15 protein-coding genes are annotated in these 19,446 nt (G+C 38.7%); 2 read left to right on the top strand and 13 right to left on the bottom strand.

Annotated elements, in window-relative coordinates; translation table 11 throughout:
• Positions 1-35: 35 nt before the first annotated feature.
• Positions 36-1,085 (top strand): endonuclease/exonuclease/phosphatase family protein, encoded by a 1,050-nt coding sequence (locus HYG79_RS09480; protein ID WP_179241855.1) that lies wholly within the window; start codon positions 36-38, stop codon positions 1,083-1,085.
• Between the two features lie 134 nt (positions 1,086-1,219).
• Here HYG79_RS09480 and HYG79_RS09475 read toward each other — a convergent pair whose 3' ends face one another.
• From HYG79_RS09475 to uvrC, 10 genes are all read right to left on the bottom strand, one after another.
• Positions 1,220-1,813, bottom strand: coding sequence for a 3-keto-disaccharide hydrolase (locus tag HYG79_RS09475; RefSeq protein ID WP_179241854.1), 594 nt, complete (start codon positions 1,811-1,813; stop codon positions 1,220-1,222).
• Positions 1,814-1,921: 108 nt separating this feature from the next.
• On the bottom strand, positions 1,922-2,359 hold the full coding sequence (locus tag HYG79_RS09470; protein WP_179241853.1) for a hypothetical protein: 438 nt from the start codon (positions 2,357-2,359) through the stop codon (positions 1,922-1,924).
• Positions 2,360-2,455: 96 nt separating this feature from the next.
• Complete coding sequence (locus tag HYG79_RS09465; RefSeq protein ID WP_179241852.1) at positions 2,456-5,719, bottom strand: TonB-dependent receptor; 3,264 nt, start codon at positions 5,717-5,719, stop codon at positions 2,456-2,458.
• 175 nt (positions 5,720-5,894) lie between these two features.
• A complete protein-coding gene (gene pgi, locus HYG79_RS09460) occupies positions 5,895-7,535 on the bottom strand; it encodes a glucose-6-phosphate isomerase (RefSeq protein WP_179241851.1) in 1,641 nt (546 codons plus the stop codon).
• 86 nt (positions 7,536-7,621) lie between these two features.
• Positions 7,622-8,902 (bottom strand): peptidoglycan DD-metalloendopeptidase family protein, encoded by a 1,281-nt coding sequence (locus tag HYG79_RS09455; protein WP_179241850.1) that lies wholly within the window; start codon positions 8,900-8,902, stop codon positions 7,622-7,624.
• On the bottom strand, positions 8,902-9,870 hold the full coding sequence (locus tag HYG79_RS09450) for a tryptophan 2,3-dioxygenase family protein (RefSeq protein ID WP_179241849.1): 969 nt from the start codon (positions 9,868-9,870) through the stop codon (positions 8,902-8,904). Before HYG79_RS09450 ends, HYG79_RS09455 begins: the two co-directional genes overlap by 1 nt.
• An 8-nt stretch (positions 9,871-9,878) precedes the next feature.
• Positions 9,879-10,658 (bottom strand): DUF3108 domain-containing protein, encoded by a 780-nt coding sequence (locus tag HYG79_RS09445; protein ID WP_179241848.1) that lies wholly within the window; start codon positions 10,656-10,658, stop codon positions 9,879-9,881.
• A 393-nt stretch (positions 10,659-11,051) separates the two neighbouring features.
• Positions 11,052-12,215, bottom strand: coding sequence for a 4-hydroxyphenylpyruvate dioxygenase (gene hppD, locus HYG79_RS09440; RefSeq protein WP_179241847.1), 1,164 nt, complete (start codon positions 12,213-12,215; stop codon positions 11,052-11,054).
• A 193-nt stretch (positions 12,216-12,408) separates the two neighbouring features.
• Complete coding sequence (locus HYG79_RS09435) at positions 12,409-14,685, bottom strand: patatin-like phospholipase family protein (RefSeq protein ID WP_179241846.1); 2,277 nt, start codon at positions 14,683-14,685, stop codon at positions 12,409-12,411.
• Positions 14,686-14,706: 21 nt separating this feature from the next.
• A complete protein-coding gene (uvrC, locus tag HYG79_RS09430) occupies positions 14,707-16,494 on the bottom strand; it encodes an excinuclease ABC subunit UvrC (protein WP_179241845.1) in 1,788 nt (595 codons plus the stop codon).
• A gap of 630 nt (positions 16,495-17,124) precedes the next feature.
• On the opposite strand from uvrC, the gene HYG79_RS09425 reads away from it, so the two are divergent.
• Complete coding sequence (locus HYG79_RS09425) at positions 17,125-17,697, top strand: 5-formyltetrahydrofolate cyclo-ligase (RefSeq protein WP_179241844.1); 573 nt, start codon at positions 17,125-17,127, stop codon at positions 17,695-17,697.
• On the opposite strand, the gene HYG79_RS09420 is transcribed toward HYG79_RS09425, so the two are convergent.
• The 3 genes from HYG79_RS09420 to HYG79_RS09410 all read right to left on the bottom strand — a co-directional run bounded on the left by HYG79_RS09420 (position 17,676) and on the right by HYG79_RS09410 (position 19,442).
• Positions 17,676-18,332: a lipoprotein signal peptidase gene (locus HYG79_RS09420; protein ID WP_179241843.1), complete on the bottom strand. Its 657-nt coding sequence runs from the start codon at positions 18,330-18,332 to the stop codon at positions 17,676-17,678. The two genes, HYG79_RS09425 and HYG79_RS09420, sit on opposite strands and share 22 nt — an antisense overlap.
• 34 nt (positions 18,333-18,366) lie before the next feature.
• Complete coding sequence (locus HYG79_RS09415) at positions 18,367-18,966, bottom strand: DUF4097 family beta strand repeat-containing protein (RefSeq protein ID WP_179241842.1); 600 nt, start codon at positions 18,964-18,966, stop codon at positions 18,367-18,369.
• Positions 18,967-19,058: 92 nt separating this feature from the next.
• Positions 19,059-19,442 carry a TraR/DksA family transcriptional regulator gene (locus HYG79_RS09410; RefSeq protein ID WP_179241841.1) on the bottom strand — a complete coding sequence of 128 codons (384 nt, stop codon included), beginning with the start codon at positions 19,440-19,442 and terminating at the stop codon, positions 19,059-19,061.
• Positions 19,443-19,446: the final 4 nt, after the last annotated feature.

The following is a 19,446-nucleotide window of genomic DNA, read 5'->3' as shown; positions in this document are numbered from 1 at the left end:
CGTTATTTGAGAGAATAATTGGATTAATTTTTAACATGAAGCGCATAGTACACATAGTATTGTTCCTATATACCGCCGTTGCCTTATCACAAGGAAAAACGTACAAAGTACGAACCATTGCTTTTTATAATGTCGAAAACCTGTTCGATACCAAAAATGATTCTTTGATTTTTGACGATGACCGTACTCCGGAAGGGAAAGACCATTGGACTTTAGAGCGTTACGAAAACAAGTTAAAAAACATCTCACAAGTGTTGAGCGAGATAGGGGCCAATGTTACCAAAACATCCCCTGATATTATAGGGGTGTGTGAAATTGAAAACAAACAGGTTTTGGAAGACCTTATTCATCAACCCAAACTACGGGACAAAGATTACGGAATCGTTCATTTTGATTCTCCCGATGAACGGGGAATCGATGTTGCCCTACTTTACAAAAAAGCCGCTTTTATACCTACTTCGTTCAAAAGCCACCGCCTATTGCTTACAAATGAAAAAGATAAACGAAACTACACGAGGGACCAATTGATCGTTGGTGGTTTATTGGATAATGAGCCCATGTATTTTTTAGTGAACCATTGGCCTTCCCGCAGTGGTGGCGAGGCACGTAGCAAACCTAACCGATTGGCAGCTGCAAGATTGAACAGACGCATAATCGATTCTATATTGCGTATGGATGTCACAGCAAAAATCATAAGTATGGGCGATTTAAACGACGACCCAAGGGACGATAGTCTTAAAAAGGTTTTGAAGACCAAAGGCAAACCCAAAAAATTGGAAGCGGGCGATTTGTTCAATCCGATGGAAAAACTGTACAAAAAAGGTATCGGTTCATTGGCCTATAGGGATAAATGGAACCTATTTGACCAATTTTTCTTTACCGAACCCCTACTTAAAAAGAATGAAGGTTCATACCGCTTTTGGAAAGCCAATGTCTTTAACCCTACCTACCTTCTTACAAAAAAGGGGCAGTACAAAGGCTATCCTTACAGAACGTATGCCGGTGGCACGTATACGGGAGGTTATAGCGATCATTTTCCCGTGTACCTATTTTTGATAAAGGCTTCTCCTAATTCTCTAAAGTAATGAGGCCAAAATATAAAATACGATTTCTCGTCACTCGTTCCTTGCGCTGTAAAAAGGATAAGAAATCTTTAAGAGTTTAAGGCATTATATTGATTGTTTTTACTAAAATGCGCAATGGCTATGCCGTAGTTTTGCTATAATTGGGTCAGCCGAATATTGCGCCATTTTACTTTTATCCCCCCACCATCATGAATCTGCAATGCTACCGAGCCCTCACCGGCCCCTATTTTTTCATCTGTAATGGTTATCATTTCGGTTCCGTTCAGCCATGAAGTAAGTTTATCCCCCTTAACCCTGATTTTCATTTGGTTCCATTCCCCAGCCTTGAGCACACTTTCCTTTTCGGCCTCAGGTTTTATTAACCATCCACGACCATAAGACTCATAAACGCCACCCGTATGCTTTCCGGGCGGTGCCACCTCTACCTGCCAGCCACTTACTTTTGTACCCTTAATGGTAGAACGTATAAAAACACCGCTATTACCGTCTGCCTCTTGTTTAAATTCAAGGTTTAGTTCAAAATCTTTATAATGCTCGTTAGTGGCCAAGTACCCATATTGGGCGTCCGGGCCACTTTCACAAATCAAGAGCCCATCTTGTACGTACCATTTCTCCGTGCCATAATTTGTCCACCCATCTAGGTTTTCGCCATTAAAGAGCGGCTTGGATTCTTGGGCAGTAAGACCAATTGAAAAGGTAAGCGCTAGGAGTAATAGTATATTTTTCATTTGAAACTAGATTAAAAGGTAATACAGGGATTGTTCTTTAGATTGATGTACGGGAGATACTTTCCAGTACTGAATAAGCGCAAGTGTGAAAGTGAACATAATTTGCCTTTAGTTGAACCACTGTCCCCAAGGTATTCTACTTAAAATCAACACAAGGCCCAAGCCGTAAAAAATTGCGATACTTTTAAACTTTTTCTTACCCTCCATAAATTTTTTATGTCTAGACCATCCTATCGTTATCAAGGCTATGGCCACGATATTGGTAAAAGGATGTTCCACGGCCAAAAGTCTTGCAGCGGAATTTAACCCTCCCATCCCCAGAGCTTGAATCGCCTTTAAACCGTTCGCAGATACAAAAAACAAGATAAGGCCTATGACCAATTGTATGTGTGACAGTATCAAGGCGAAGAGGCTTAATCGCAGATCTTTGCCCATGGTAAACATTTTATTGCCTAGCCAGCCTGCAAAGGCGTTGGCAACGGCAAGAAAAAGAATGGCTAGCACCACGTAAGCCAAATAAGAATGAAGTGTTTGTAAAATTTCCATAAAATAGTGTTTGATTACGAGTCCTAAAATACAAATTATAACCCATAAAAAAACCCTGCCGATTGGCAGGGTTTTTAATTCTATAAAAAGAATGATCTAATTAAATATGTAACGAACTCCCAATTGGGCTTGCCATCTTGAAGATTGAATACCTTCATCATCAAATTCTTGGAAATTAGGAGTACCATCAAGATTAACGGCTCCAGGATTCAAATTAAAAGTTGGTGTATCTCCAGTAGAAACAGTAGTTAGTGGAGTAACCTCACTACCTACGAAATTTAATCTTCCCCAATCTTTGTTCAATAAATTGGTAAAGTTGAAGATATCTGCAGATAATTGAAGTGTATGTTTCTTATTGCCTACATTAACGGTAAAATCCTGTAAGAATTTCAAATCTACAATATGACTCCATGGTCCACGAGTAGCATTACGTTCCGCATACTGACCCCTTCTTGTACTCAGGTATTCATCATTTTCGATAAAGGTGTTCAAAGCTTGCCATTGTTGTTCGGGAGTGAACAAGTTACCATCTCTATCAACAAGGTTGACCAATTCTATTTCACCTTGACTTGCCGGAACGTATATTAAAGCGTTATCACGTGAATCGTCACCTAATAAATCCCTATTGGATTCGTTGTAAATAAAACTGTATGGGCTTCCTTGGAAACCTTGATACAACAATGCAACTGTTGTTTTTACATTATCATTCCACTTTAGTTCGTATGATGCATTGGCCAGTATTCGGCTACCAAGTGCAAAATCAGACCTTGTAACAGGCAAATTGGAGTTTTTCCCATTTACAGTTTGAATATTTCTCCATTGTGAACTGTTTTGCGAAGAAGTACCGTCGAATATTTTGTTAGACTCTCCATAAGTATAGGAAACAGAACCTGCAAAACCATTTTCAAATGGTTTACTCAATGTAAATGTAGCGTTAGTCGCATTACCACCACCTGTGTTTGAGGCTAAATAAATTCCTTGATATGTATTATCAATTCTATTTCGCCTATCATAAAACGGTCTGTTATCTGCTCCTTGGAAGTTACCCGTTGGTGCGCCTATATTTAAATTTTCATAAAATACATCTGTTATTACATCAGTGTAAAGAAAGTCTACAGAAGCAACCAAGTTCCAAATAGGTAATTTTTGATCAACAGCGATGTTGTATTTTACTACCTGTGGTAACTTAAAATCTTCTGCTATTAAATCTATATTACCCCCAAGACCACCAGAGCCTGGTGCTGGGTCTTCAAATTGATTATTTATATTTGGCTCAAACTCTTGCCCAAATTCAAACATAAAACCACCAGTAACACCATTATTATTGTATGTTCCACCTGGCCATACCAAAGGCAATCTTGAGGTAAAAACACCTATTCCACCCCTAATTTGTGTTGAACGCTCACCATTCACATCCCAGTTAAAACCTAATCTTGGGGCAAACATGGCAGTACCCACACCTTGGCCAACGCGTGCACCCTGTAGGTTTTTGCCAGCTGCTTCCAACAATGGTATAGTTTCATTGTTAAAAGAATCGTTTGCGGTACCATCTTCCCAACTCGGAATATCGATACGCGCACCAATACTTACCTTAAAATCATCGGTAAGCTGTACATCGTCTTGCACATAAAACCCAGCTTGGAAAGTTTTAAAGTCTGCCGAACCAGATGATTCATCGCCAACTGCGCCATTGCCGATCAAAGAATAACCATGTTGGTACAAGTTTGCGTCTTGACCAGTCAAAAATTGATTTAAACCAGATGAAAGAAGATTTCCATCATCATCAATTTGATCTTGGAATTCATAAAATCCATAATTAAAAGCAAAAAACAAGTTTTTTACTGTTGCAAACTCTACGTTAGCACCCAAAGTAACCGTATGACGACCAGCATATATCTCAAAGTTGTTGGTTATGGTCAAGTAATCCGTATTTAATAAATTGGCCGTTGAAAACGGTTCGGAACCAAAATTGATATTACCTCCACCATCTTGTATTTCAACTGTTGGGAATGGGTCGCCGGAAGGGTCACGATCATCTCGAACAGCAGTATAACCTATCACAAAACTATTGCTAAATTTATTTCCAAATCTAGAGTTCAATTCCAAGGCTGTAGAATTTGTAGAAGATTCAAAAAATTCAGACCCGTTTATAAAACCAATGCTTGTATTTCCAGAACTCCTAGCTTCCAAGTTTTCTGCACCTACATAACTATGTCTCAAAGACAAATTATTGTTCTCATTGATGTTCCAATCAACTTTTGCCACTAAAGTATTACTTTCCAAGGTTCTGGTGTTATTGTTGAAAATACCTGGGTCAAAATTGTAAGTATCTTGAAGGAAGGTGCTAAGACCAGCCAAATCGGCTTCGCTTGCACGACCCCTGTAGTTACTAAAAATAAAGGGTTGTGGGATTTCAGTTTCATTACGCTCGTAATTTAAGAAGAAAAACAACTTATCCTTAACCAAAGGACCGCCTACACGAAGTCCGTAAGTATTCGCACTAAATTCATCTACTTTTTCACGTTCGTCCCCTTCGTTGATTAATGCAGTAGGAGTTTTAGCCACTAAATCCTGATTACGTGTAAAAAAATAGGCCGAACCTTCGAATTCGTTAGAACCCGATCTAGTTACCGCATTTATAGAACCACCTGAGAATCCTGATTGTCTTACATCAAATGGAGCAATGTTAATTTGAAAAGTTTCAATAGCATCAACAGATAATGGGTTTACACCTGTTTGACCTCCATTGGTACCAGAGCCCGCTAAACCGAATACATCGTTATTTACGGCACCATCAATATATATGGCATTGTAACGGTTATTCTGACCAGCTAATGAGATAGAAAAACCATCATCACCTTCACTTAATTGGGCTTGTGGTGTTAAACGCACAAAATCAGCTATTGAACGTGATGCTGCTGGCGTTGTGGCCACTTGACGTTGAGATATGTTCGTTTCGGTGCCGGTCTTGTTTGAACCAAAAACACCCCCTGAAACTCCTGTAACAACAACTTCGTCAAGAGCTGTTGCAGATTCCGAAAGCTGAACATTGATTTTATTGGTAGAACCAAGATTTAAAAAGATTCCCTCTTTTACATCATTATTAAATCCCACGTAGGAAAAAGTTATTTTATAAGGGCCACCGGTACGAATACCCGATATACGATAAAAACCATCAAAATCAGTTGCAGCACCATAGGTAGTACCCGATGGTGTATGTACGGCCACTATACTAGCACCCGGTAATGGCTCGCCCAAATTATCGGTAACCTGTCCTCCGATGGCGGAGGTGGTAACCCCTTGTGAAAAGGCCATTGCAGTGAACATAAGTGCTACAACGGCGAAGTACATTTTTTTCATGTCTCTAGTGTTTAATTGAGTTTTTTAATTTGCTGCAAAAGTCATTTATTTCTTGCAACCGTACATTAAGTTAATGTTAAATTAGTTATGGTAAATTTAACATAAAATCAAACCAAAAAATACTGACAAACAATTAGTTATCAGTATTTATTAAGAAAAATAAAAATGGTGGTTTTTAACTCTTAAAATATTGCAGAAGCTGCAATGTAGAACCGTCATGATCGGTGATTTCGGAATTTTCTATATCCTTTAAAATGGCAGTTGCCAATTGCTTGCCCAATTCTACGCCCCATTGATCAAAACTAAATACATTCCAAATAACACCTTGTACAAAAATCTTATGTTCGTACATGGCTATAAGCGCACCTAAACTTTTCGGGGTGAGCTTATCGATCAAAAAAGTTGTCGTTGGTTTATTGCCCTCGAATATTTTGAAGGGCACCAATTTTTTAATTTCATCCTGGGAGATATTTTTTTCCAAAAGTTCCTGCTCAACGGTTTCCGCGGTTTTACCGTTCATAAGGGCTTCGGTCTGGGCAAAGAAATTGGCCATTAACTTATTGTGATGGTCTTTATCCCCATGAAGTGATTCTTTGTATCCTATAAAATCCGTGGGAATCAATTTTGTGCCCTGATGCATTAACTGAAAGAAGGCATGTTGTGAATTGGTGCCCGGTTCTCCCCATAAAATGGTTCCGGTCTCGTGCTCTACCCTATGACCGTTTCTATCCATACTTTTGCCGTTACTCTCCATAAAGCCTTGTTGAAGATATGCGGAAAACCTACTTAAATATTGGGTATAGGGAATTATGGCCTCGGTATCGGCCCCATAAAAATTATTGTACCACACGCTCAACAATGCCAATACTACAGGAATGTTATCTTTAAAATCAGTGGTTTTAAAATGCTCGTCCATTTCATTGGCTCCCACGAGCATACTGTCAAAATTTTCGTAACCCACCGCCAGTGCTATCGAAAGGCCAACGGCACTCCACAATGAAAACCGACCGCCTACCCAATCCCACATGGGAAAGACATTTTTGGCCGAAATACCAAACTCTTTGATCTTTGCCGTGTTGGTTGAAACCGCTGCGAAATGTTTTGCGATATCGGTTTGTTCACCTCCATTATCAAGAAACCATTTTTTAATCGTCGTTGCATTGCTCAAAGTTTCTTGGGTAGTAAACGTTTTGGAAACAATCACAAAAAGTGTTGTTTCCGGATTTAGCCCCTTCAAAACCTCGTGAACGTGATCACCGTCTACATTGCTTACAAAATGTACGTTAAGATGATTTTTATAAAATTTCAAAGCTTCGGTTACCATGGCCGGACCTAGATCAGAGCCTCCTATACCAATATTTACAACATCGGTAAAGGGTTTTCCCGTGTAACCTGTACTTTCTCCCGAGATAATTGCCTTGGTAAATGATTTTATATGCTCTTTTACCTTATATACCTCTGGGATAACATTGGCGCCATTGACCAAAACGGTATCCGTTTTTTTGGCTCTTAAGGCCGTATGAAGTACTGCTCTACCTTCGGTCTCGTTTATGGCGTCTCCCTCAAAGTATTTTTGAATGGCATCTTTTAACTGAACTTCTTGAGCCAATGCGAGCAAAAGTCGTGTGGTTTTGGAAGTGATCCGGTTTTTGGAGTAGTCCACTAAAAAATCATTCCATCGCAATGTAAACGTTTCGGCACGCTGCGCATCAGAAGAAAAAAGATTTTTTAAATGTGTATGTCGGGTTTCCTTAAAGTGTTCGGTAAGCTTTTTCCAAGCTATGGTCGTAGTAGGGTCTATGTTCTGTAAAGGCATATTTTTTTTTAGGTGGATGTTTTTAATACGATTTTTCGCAAAAATACACCTTCCCTGCCTAAAAACAAGTCTGCCTCGGCTGGCTATTATTGATTTAACGTTACCAAATCATCAATCTCTTCCCCTGCGGGAATATCCGGATATACAATACAGTCCAGTTGCTCCTTTTTTGAGGCTATAAATTCAAAGTAAGCGGGTCGCAGTGTTTCGTGCAAAGGTTCGGCCAAAGGCAGTTCTTCGCGCAACGGATCTACTTGCTTACCATTTTTCCAGAAGCGGTAACATACGTGTGGGCCGCCTGTGTTACCGGTCATCCCTACCCAGCCTATCACATCGCCTTGACGAACGAATTCCCCTTTTTTCACATTTTGCTTTTTCATGTGGAGATATTGCGTTGAGTAGGTTTCATTATGTCGGATCTTTACATATTTTCCATTACCGCCCCTACGGGTAGATTCTACCACGGTGCCATCTGCCGTGGCCAAAATAGGGGTTCCGATGGCTGCCGCATAGTCGGTTCCTTTGTGTGGTCTTAGTTTATAACCGTAATACCGTATTCTACGCTTTAAATTATATCTGGACGATAATCTTCCGAACTCTACCGGCATTCTCAAAAAGGTGCGCCTCAAGTTGTTGGCCTTTTCATCATAATAATCTACAATACTTTTGAGAGAGTCATTCTCATAGGCAAAGGCATATATGGGTTTACCGTTATGCTCAAAGTAAGCCGCTTCAATAGATTCCGAACCAGCGTAGATGGAATCGTTGATATACTTCTCTTTATATACTATCTTGAACTTATCATTTTTTTGAAGCATCGAAAAGTCTATGGTCCAGGCGTACACGTTTGCCAGATTGTGGGTAACACTGTAATCAATACCTTGTTTTAATATGGCTTCGGACAAATTTGTCTCTATAATACCGGAAACCTCCCTCTCCACATATTTCACATCTTTTTTATTGGTGTATGCCATGACACTGTCGCGTAAATCTACCACGGTGTAGTTTATACGATCGTTCTCATAGATAAAAACCTGGGCAGCTTGGGTGGTATCCTTGGACTTTAAAATGGTGTAGGGTTTGCCTACACGAATTTTACGAACGTCAAAAGTATCTTTAAAATCCTCTGAAATTTTGGCGATTTTTGGATAATCCACTTTGTTTTTAAGCATTAACTCACCAAAACTATCACCGTTCTTTACAGTATCGTTCACAACGATGAAATCATCTACATTGAATCCAAAATGTTTTATAACGACCGGTTCTGCCGGCACTTCTACTTTAACGATATCTTTATTCACAGGCTTTTCTTCTTTACATGAGAAGATAACCCATACGAGTAAAATTGCGCCCCAATATTTTTGCATTATCTGATTTTCGATTTTTCTGGATTAAAGATATGGTCTACCCACTGCTTTCCCCAATTATTTAACTCTTCTTTTGAATATATTTCGGGAAAAAAAACTACTTTTTGAAAGCTGGGGGGCAAATATTGTTTCCAGTTGGTCCCGCCCGTTGCATCTACCTCTGCATTCTCTTTTCCCAAATATCGGTAAGCCGACCCCATGTGCATTAAGGGCCAATTTACGTTGGCATTCATATCCATGGTCTTTAACGCATCCAAAAGCTCTTTATTATCTTTTTTATCGACAGGCAATGTTAAATATTTATGGTATATGGTACTGCCTTTCAATTGTTTGGCTATACGTATCAATCTTGGCGTATATCTATATTCAAATTGTTTAAGGGTAAGTGTTTTTTTGCCCGTTTCAATATCGGTAGCCCCTTTTTTCCAGTATATATGTTCATAAAGTTCCTCGATGTCGTTTTTATCGGAAAACGATTCCCTCTCGGTATGGTGCACAAGGTTTTCCAATGGGGTGGCGTAGACCTCAATCATTCGGTATTGTGCGGACTGAAAACCACTTGCCGGCAACAAGGCCATTCGGTATTGAAGAAATTGTTCACGTTCCATACCCTTTATCATGATACCAAAAGAAGATATCAAAACTTTGTAGTAGCTATTGATACGGTTTACCCTTTCAACAAAAAAATCAACGTCTTGTGTTTTATCGTCTACCAATTGTTTTTGCTCATGCAATATGAGTTTAAAATATAGCTCGGTAATCTGATGGTACATGATAAAGATTTCCTCATCGGGAAAATGGGTTCGGGGCACCTGTATACTCAATAGCGTATCTAAATGAATATAATCCCAATAGGTAAGGTAACGTTGATAAAGCAGCCCGTCTAGATACGAATTTAAATCTTGACCGGAATCTTTATATTTTTCTTTTAGTTTGTTTATTTGGGATTGGGTGAGTTCGTCCTTCATTACAGGGTTTAATCCATTATTATCTTGAACTGGTTTTTTAGTCCGTTATAACCGTCCAAATCCGCCTTGATAGAACCCACAGCCAAATCTGCTTTTATACGTATGGGTATCTTGTTCAAATCATTGGACACCCACAAAGATAAACTTTCCTTTTCTTTGAACACCCTGCCCGATTGTACGAAAGGTCTAAACTTGAGACATTCTACCTTACCGTACTTTGTTTTCAAAATCTCGGTTCCCATATACTTAAGTTTAAATTTGAACACGCCATCGTCGTCAAAAAGCATGTCCAATTTAATCTCATCGCCTTCGCTTAAATCCTCAGCCCTATAATTGTTGCGTAAAAAATAAAATGCGGAAAGAAGATCCTGTATATCGTGGTTGATTTTAAAGTCAAACTTTTTATCGTTCTTTTTATCCTTTAATATCGCTTTGTCCTTATCGTGATAAAAATCGATTTCCATATCTTTTGTATACCCGCCCTCATCAATTTTACGAACAAATTTATACGGTTTCCCATCTTTTTTTCCAAAATAACTCTCGTATGTATCGTCTACCTTAAAAAAAACACTGGCCAAACCAGTAGTTTTTCCCCTGCCTACCACATGATACACGGGAACGCCTTGAACCTTGTCCGATTTTAAATGTAAGGTCGCATAGCTGGCGTTAAAAATACCATAGTGTATCCTAAACTTAAGCCATTCGCCCACCTTAAAAGAAGAATCCTTGTTCTGCCCTGATGCGAAAAGCCCTATGCTTAAAAAAAGTATGAGTATAATTTTCTTCATAGCTATTATATTACCGTAAAAATACTAAAAGCGTAGTATCAGTCGTATTCATAACAATAACTTAAACAAAATTTATTCCAAAGTATTGTGCCCATCAAAATATGCCGTTAAATTAGACTGCCATATACCCTTTGTTTCATGGTTTCAGTTCCTGCTTTTGGGATTGCTGTACAAAAAAAGCCCGGTGTATACACCGGGCTTTTCCTAAATAACCAACCAAACTTTAAATTATGAAAAACCAATACTTAAAGTTATAAGGGAACCACCCCTTATGAGGACAAATTTAGCATATAGTTTTAATGCTACGTCAGTTTTAACTTACTTTAACTATTGCTTTAACAGAATTCTCGGAGAGTCTTAAAAAAACTCAGGAGATCGTTAAAAAATTATGGTTTACAGTGTTCCCCTCGCCGCTTGTTCACGTTCAATAGCTTCAAAAAGTGCCTTAAAATTACCGACCCCAAATGACTGGGCTCCCTTTCTTTGAATAATTTCGATAAACAACGTTGGGCGATCTACAATGGTTTTCGTGAAAATCTGTAACAGGTATCCCTCTTCATCCCTATCTATAAGTATACCATGCTTTTTAAGTACCTCAACATCTTCATCAATATCACCTACCCTGTCCAATAGATCATCATAGTATTCCCCGGGAACATATAAAAATTCGACGCCCCTTTCACGCATGGCCGAGACCGTAGCCACAATGTCATCGGTAGCCAATGCCATATGTTGCACACCGGGACCGTTATAAAAGTCCAGATATTCTTCTATCTGTGATTTCTTTTTACCTTTGGCAGGCTCATTAATAGGAAATTTCACCCTGCCGTTACCGTTACTCATTACCTTACTCATAAGAGCGGTATATTCAGTAGCAATATCATCGTCAACAAAAGATACTATTTGGGCAAACCCCATGACCTCACCGTAAAATTTACACCATTGGTTCATCTCGCCCCAACCCACATTACCGACCATATGATCAATAAATTTCAATCCTACCGGTTCCGGATTGTAATGGGATTCCCATTTGCGGTATCCCGGTAAAAATACCCCGTTATAGTTTTTGCGCTCTACGAAAATATGTACGGTTTCACCATATGTGTATACTCCGGAACGAATTACGTATCCGTTTTCATCCTCTTCTTTTGTTGGTTCCAAGTACGGTTTTGCCCCTCTTTTTGTGGTTTCTTCAAAAGATTTCGTAGCATCATCAACCCATAACGCTACCACTTTTACACCATCGCCATGTTCATTGATATGTTTATTGAGTTCTCCTCCTTTTTGGAGAGGAGTTGTCAACACCAATCGTATTTTGTCTTGTTTCAGCACATAGGAAACCCTGTCGGTAAGACCGGTTTCCAAGCCTGCATATGCTTCGGATTGAAAACCGAACGCCGTCTTGTAAAAATGTGCTGATTGCTTTGCATTGCCCACATAAAGTTCAACATAGTCCGTTCCCAAAAGTGGGAGAAAATCCTCGGCCTCCTTAAAAAGCTTTTTAAGCGAGTATTCGGTGTTTTTTAAATCTTTCAGATTTTTTATTTCAGCTGCCATGGCTATTATTATTTGATAAATTTATATAACGGGAACAAAATTCCCTCTAATGCACTTTTAGTATGAAGATGTCCCGTTCCTACGGGAAAGAAAAGATAATTTCGTTTACTTACCACATAGCCCTAAGATGTGCGGTTATGTTGATTTTATCGTGCATGGTACAAATATCGGAAAAATATTGAAGACCATATATTTAAAACCAATATCCTACACTAATGAAGACGTTGTTCTCCGATACCTCGGGTGACCATGAATAGTTGATTTGCACCGGCCCTAAAAAAGATTCCCAACCATACCCTATGGCATATCCGGAAAAATCGGGAGCGGTAAACCATTCGCCCGTCCTGAAGATATCATCGTCTACATTGGCATAATTTGCTGCAAAAGTCAGGTGGTTCTTGGGCAAAAACTCATAATCTAACCTAGCATAGGTTTTTACATATGCATTACCTGGCAATGAAATAAAGTCGTACCCAAAAAAAGGAATAAAATTATTAATGAAATCATTACCATAGCCCCCTAGAACAAAATCAAATGAAGTAACGTTGGAAGTACCCAACTTAAACCCGCCTTCGGTCTCTATATTTAAAGATACATTTTTGGTTATGGGGAAGGCCGTCCCCAATCTTGCTTTGGAAACCGAAAACTCCTTAAAGTTATTATTGAAATCCGAAGAAAGTATATAAAAATGAAAATCGCCATTAAAATATAATCCCCTGGACGGAAAGTACTTATCGTCATACGTGTCAAGAACAAGCTGACCATAGGCACTGAAATAGTTGCTGTTTTCAAAAAATGTTCTTCCTTCGCTATTGGTAAACAGTGCTAAATTAGACGTATCATCTTCCAAATCGGCCAAGGTCTTTGTGCTGTATTTTAATAATTTATGCTCAACGCCCAATGTAAAAGCAAATTCTTCCCGTAACACCGTTTGAAGATACACTTGGTTCGTAATATCATCAACATCAATACTCACCGTATTTACATTGGGGTTTGCGGGCACATCAAAATTGGAAGTGATCACATCAAAATCTATCTGCCGCTCAAAATCGTTAAACCTTGAATTTACGCCAAAACTCCAATAACTACCCTTATCCAAATAATACTGAAAGTTGTACCTGATATTGTCCCCGGCTATAAAATCAAACGATATAACATCGTCTTTGAAGAACAAATTCTTTTTGGTAAGGTTTATAAGTGCTGCACTCTTATATAAATCATCATAGTGCGCACCCAAACGTATGTATGCCTTGGTAGGGTTTTCCTTTAACTTCAAGATAAGGTCGACCCCCAATTCGTTTGAAACCAATTCATACCGAATCGTTTGAAAATTTCCCGTAGCCGAAAGGTTGCCAATACCTTGTTGAAGTTTTTCAAAGGTTATTTTTTCAGCCAATTTAAATCGAAGTTTTCCTTTTACATAGCCTCTTGTGTAATTATTGTTTCCTCTGATTATGAGTCGGTTAACAATGATGGTGTCTTTTGGGTTTATGGGCAGGGTGGTTGTTGTTTTTCCCTTTTGGCACATGGCCAATTGCTTTAGTTCATCAAATTTGTTTTCCCCGGCCACTTCTCCACTTTTTACGATTTCGTTACCCAGATCAAAGTCGATAACAGAGTATTTTTCTATATCTGGTTTTATGTAAATATCGGTTTGGGCAACCTTTTCTACCATGTCGTTCACCGTTCGGTAATTGTTTATCTGAAGAAGAATCTCCGTGGCGGACATTAAAGCCCCACGTTCGGAAAGACCGTGCTGAACATCTACACCTATAATAAAATTTGCTCCTAGATCTTTGACCTCCTCTACAGGATAATTGTTCACAACACCCCCATCTATAAGTATTTTGCCCTCAATTTCCGTTGGTTCAAAAAGTGAAGGAAAAGTACCGCTGGCCAGTATGGCCTCTGGCAAGTAACCCTTATTCAATAGTACTTCCTCGCCGGTCTCTATGTTGGTGGCAATACAAAAAAACGGAATCGGTAGCTCTTTAAAATCCCTAACATCTTTTACATGATATAAAAGACGTACCAGTTCATTATAAATATTCTGCCCTCCCGAAATAGCCGATGGAAAGGAGATTTTAAAATTCTCGAAAGGCAATGTAAGCGCATACCTTTCTGAATCATCTTTTTCATAAAAGGTTTTTGCGCTTCTGGGGAGATTATCCTGTATCAGCTCCGTAAAGTTTATGCTCCTAAAAATGGAGTCCAATTCTTTTGCGGAGTATCCGGAAGCATATAAGGCCCCGACTATGGCTCCCATACTGGTGCCTCCGATATAATCTATCTTTACCCCGGCATCCTCTATGATTTTCAAGGCACCGATATGTGCCAGACCTTTTGCCCCGCCGCCGCTCAACACCAAGCCTACCTTTACTTCACCTTTCTCCCCAACATATTCTAAATGTTGCGAGAAGCAAAAGGTCGAAAGCAAAAACGTTACTATTAAAATTGGTATTTGTCGCATACGGGCTATTGGTCTGTATTTTCAATGAAACGTTTCATAAATTTTTTTGGCTTTTGCCATACCAACGGTATTTGCCAAATTTTCTATCGAAGCTTCCTTTATTCGTTTTACCGATTTGAACTGCTTCAACAATTCCTGTGCGGTTTTTTCGCCAACGCCTTCTATCCTCTCAAGTTCTGAGTTAATGGCCGCTTTACTTCTTTTTTTTCTATGAAAGGTTATGCCAAACCTATGGGCTTCGTTGCGCAATTGTTGTATAATTTTGAGGGATTCTGATTTTTTGTCCAAATACAAAGGAATAGGGTCATCCGGAAAATAAATCTCCTCTAGCCGTTTAGCAATACCTATGATGGCTATTTTACCCCGTAGGCCCAAAACTTCCAAACTTTTCAGTGCCGATGACAACTGACCTTTTCCGCCGTCAATCACGATAAGCTGTGGCAGGGGTTCACCTTCTGCCAAAAGGCGTTTATACCGCCTAAAGACCACTTCTTCCATAGAGGCAAAATCATCCGGACCTTCAACGGTCTTGATGTTGTAATGCCTGTACTCTTTTTTTGAGGGCTTTCCGTTCTTGAAGACCACACATGCCGCAACGGGGTTTGTACCTTGTATGTTACTGTTGTCAAAACACTCTATATGTGTAGGTTCCTCAGAAAGTCTTAAATCGGTTTTCATTTGACCCATGATCCGTTTGGTATGCCTATCGGGATCAATGATCTTGATTTGCTTAAAACGTTCTTGCCTAAAGAATTTCGCATTACGTTCGGACAGGTCCAAAATTCTTTTCTTGTCTCCCAGTTTGGGAAAGGTCACTTTCAGATGAGGTTCCACTGCCACGGGAAATGGTAAATACAACTCTTTAGACTGTGAGTTGAAGCGCTGTCGTATCTCTACAATGGCAAGTTCCAATAAATCTTTTTTATCCTCATTCAATTTCTTTTTTATCTCCATGGTATGGGACCTGATTATAGAACCATGGGAAAGTTGCAGAAAATTAACATAGGCAAAAGCATCGTCCGAAACAATGGTAAACACATCTACATTGTTGATTTTGGGATTCACTATCATCGACTTTACCTGATAATTTTCCAGTACCTGTATCTTATCCTTTATGCGCTGTGCTTCCTCAAATTGCATTTCGGCGGCCAAAGCCTTCATTTGGTGTTTAAAATAATGTAATGATGATTTAAAATTGCCTTTGATAATTTCGCGTATATCATCGATTTGCTGATGATAGTCCTCTACTGGTTGATGCCCTTCACAAGGGCCCTTGCAATTTCCCAAATGGTACTCTAGGCATACTTTGTATTTTCCGGTTTCAATCTTTTCTTTGGAAAGGTCATAATTACAAGTACGCAAAGGGTAGACACTTTTGATCAAATCCAGTAAAGTCCTTACTGTTTTCATACTGGTATATGGGCCGTAGTATTCGGAGCCGTCCTTTATCAACTTTCGGGTCGGGAAAATTCTGGGAAATCGTTCGTTCTTTATACAGATCCAAGGGTAAGATTTGTCGTCTTTCATAAGAACATTGTACCTGGGCTGGTATTTTTTGATGAGATTGTTCTCAAGCAAAAGTGCGTCAGACTCTGTAGGCACTACAATATGCTTTATACTCTGTATTTTCTTGACCATTACACGAGTCTTACCGTACTCATGGTTTTTGGTAAAGTAAGAAGACACTCGTTTTTTAAGGTTTTTCGCTTTGCCCACGTAGATAAGCGTATCGTCCGAATCATAAAACTGATATACCCCAGGACTATCCGGCAGGGTGCTCAACTGTACTTCAATAGGAATATTGGGCATTAAACAAGCGAAGTTTTATACAATGATACAATACAGTTAAAATACCATCTTTTTATTAAAGCGCACAGTAATTTTATTTTTTTAACGTATCCCGAAAATGGTGTGTTTTTAAACAATAACCCAAATAAAACCCTTATAATCGGAATGACGTTCTCTATTGTAGATTCTTACATGACAGATTTAACCAAAAGTTACTAGTAAAACCGTAAAAAAAGTACGGTTTTTGTTGCAAGACCATCATAATTCTACCAAAATTATTGTTAAAATAAAAAAACGACCCCTAAAACAAACTATCTATAATCAAAAAATTGTATTGATGTAATCAGCTTTATATCAATAATTTACAACGTATTCTATATATCAACGACAGTTGTCCGATTGTAATTAAACGTTAAAAAATGTATAAAAATGTGCATTTCATCGTCAAAAAAGTGCTTTTTATGGATTTTATAAAACTTTTTATTTACATTTAAACAATCAAAATTTAACATCGCATGGACAATTACATTATAGTTTTAGGTATGTATCTCGTTTTGATGCTTTTCTTCAAGATATATTATGCCGTGGTTACAAAAGAGTAAGCCATAAACAACCCATTTATTTATAGTATCCCCGAGGTTTAATCGATTTATGCTGAAACAACAATTACGATTAGACCACAAACAGAAAAGAAATTCCCTCTCCCCCTCGCAAATCGACTCTAAAAGTCTCCTAATTGCGAACAGATTACTTTCAATACCTATTTGGTCACACCAATTGTATCATATTTTTCTTACTATTACCGAAAACAAAGAAATACAGACCAATTACATATTATCTATTTTACAGGGGAAAGATAAAAATATAGTTGTTCCCAAAGTAGAGGGTAAAAACCTATTGAGAAACTACCTCCTAACCGATGGTACGGTACTCAAGAAAAACACACTGAATATTCCCGAACCGGTTGAAGGTATTGAGATACCATCCGAACAAATAGATGTGGTATTTGTTCCTTTACTTGCGTTTGATAAAAAAGGAAACAGGGTAGGCTATGGGAAAGGATATTATGACAGGTTTTTATCTGCATGTAGGCCCAAAACGTTAAAAATTGGACTTTCGCTATTTGAGGCCGAAAAAGAAATCATAACAGATTTGAATGATACGGATATTCCTTTGGATTACTGCGTTACCCCAGAAAAAACCTATTCATTTTCAGATACCTGAACATCTGCAATATTATCTTCATTGGTTTTACCAAAAGCTTTCTTGTTGAATACGATCAAAATACCCACACCCGTACTTATGGCTGTATCAGCAACGTTGAAGACCGGTTCAAAAAACCGAAAAGCCTTTCCGCCAAAATAGGGCATCCATTCAGGCCACACCGTATCTACCAATGGAAAATAAAGCATATCTACAACCTTACCGTAAAAAAGGCTTCCATAAGGTTCTTTTGAGAATAGGGTAGCGACCTCCCTATTACTATCGTTAAAAACGATACCGTAAAAAACCGAATCCAGTATATTGCCCAAAGCACCTGCAAAAATCAACGATATTGCCAATATCAAGGTTTTCGAATGTTTTTTGCGAATGGTATCGTATAGCCAATATCCTATACCCACAATGGCAAAAAGCCTAAAAATGGTCAATACCAGTTTGCCCCTGCTATCGGAAATGGGTAGTATATCACTTAATTTGGCACCCCATGCGGCACCCTCGTTCTCTATAAAATATATCTTGAACCAACTAAACACATCAATTGATTCTCCTAGGATAAAATGGGTCTTTATGTATATTTTACTGATTTGATCGATCAATAAAATAATGATGATAAGTATAAGGGACTTCTTTAAATTCATTATTCAAGAAATTGATGCGGCAAAAATAGCGATATTAATCGGTTTTTTTGAGGTAGATATTCCCGGTAACACTTGCTAAGTCAAGTTTACTTTCTCCTTTGGGAACAGCTTCTGTATGAACTTTGCCGTATTTGGTTTTGGACTTGATGTCGGCACTGCGCACAAAGGCGACGATATTGCCACTTTGGGTTCGCACCTTGGCTGTTTCAGTAATATTTTTTAAGGTACACATACCATCATCCAAAACAACGCTTATGTTTTTAAAGAACCCACTGATCGCAACCATACAGCTTGTTCCGTTCACGGTCAGATTCTTCCCGTTGGGGACTTTAACGACCAGCGCTATGGAAACAACCTTGTGTGCGCTCAACTTATCGTTCGGATTCTTGAATAAAGGTTGAAAATCTGTGTGTATCGATAAGGTGTTCCCTTCCTCTTTTATATTTACTGCCAAGTCTTTTTTATATTCCCCGTCAATGGTGGCGTATACTTGCAATAAATCTGAATCTGAATTTTCAACCGTGAGCAAAAAGCATTGGCCTGCATCAATGTTGACTAGTGTGGTCCGGGTGGTAAGAACAGATTTTTTGATTATTTTTTGCGCATTCAGGGCTTCTACGTGAGAGAACAGCACAATAAGGAGTAAACAAGTAACATATAAACGTATAGGCCTGTGTGGTAATACAAACCACACAGGCCTATCCAAGTTATTTTGCATCACGCGTATTACTTCTGCATGTTTTTTGCCTCGATACTCAAGGTGGCATGTGGCACGAGCTTTAATCGTTCTTTATTGATCAATTTACCCGTAACACGGCATATTCCGTACGTTTTGTTTTCAATACGTAGAATAGCGTTCTTCAAATCCCTGATAAATTTTTCCTGACGGATGGCCAATTGTGTGTTCGCCTCTTTGCTCATGGTCTCCGAACCTTCCTCGAATGCCTTAAACGTTGGTGAGGTATCATCAGTACCGTTATTGCCATCGTTCATGTAGGAACTTTTTAAAAGTTCTAAATGGCTTTTGGCCTTTTCTATTTTTTCTTCTATCAATGTCTTGAATTCCGCCAAATCCGCGTCGGAATATCTAACTTTTAAATCCTGTGCCATAATT

This window comes from Costertonia aggregata, from assembly GCF_013402795.1.
In the GTDB taxonomy this organism is placed as follows: Bacteria; Bacteroidota; Bacteroidia; order Flavobacteriales; family Flavobacteriaceae; genus Costertonia; species Costertonia aggregata.
The sequence above is the reverse complement of the archived record's forward strand: the minus strand, read 5'-3'. Positions and strand labels throughout refer to the sequence as shown.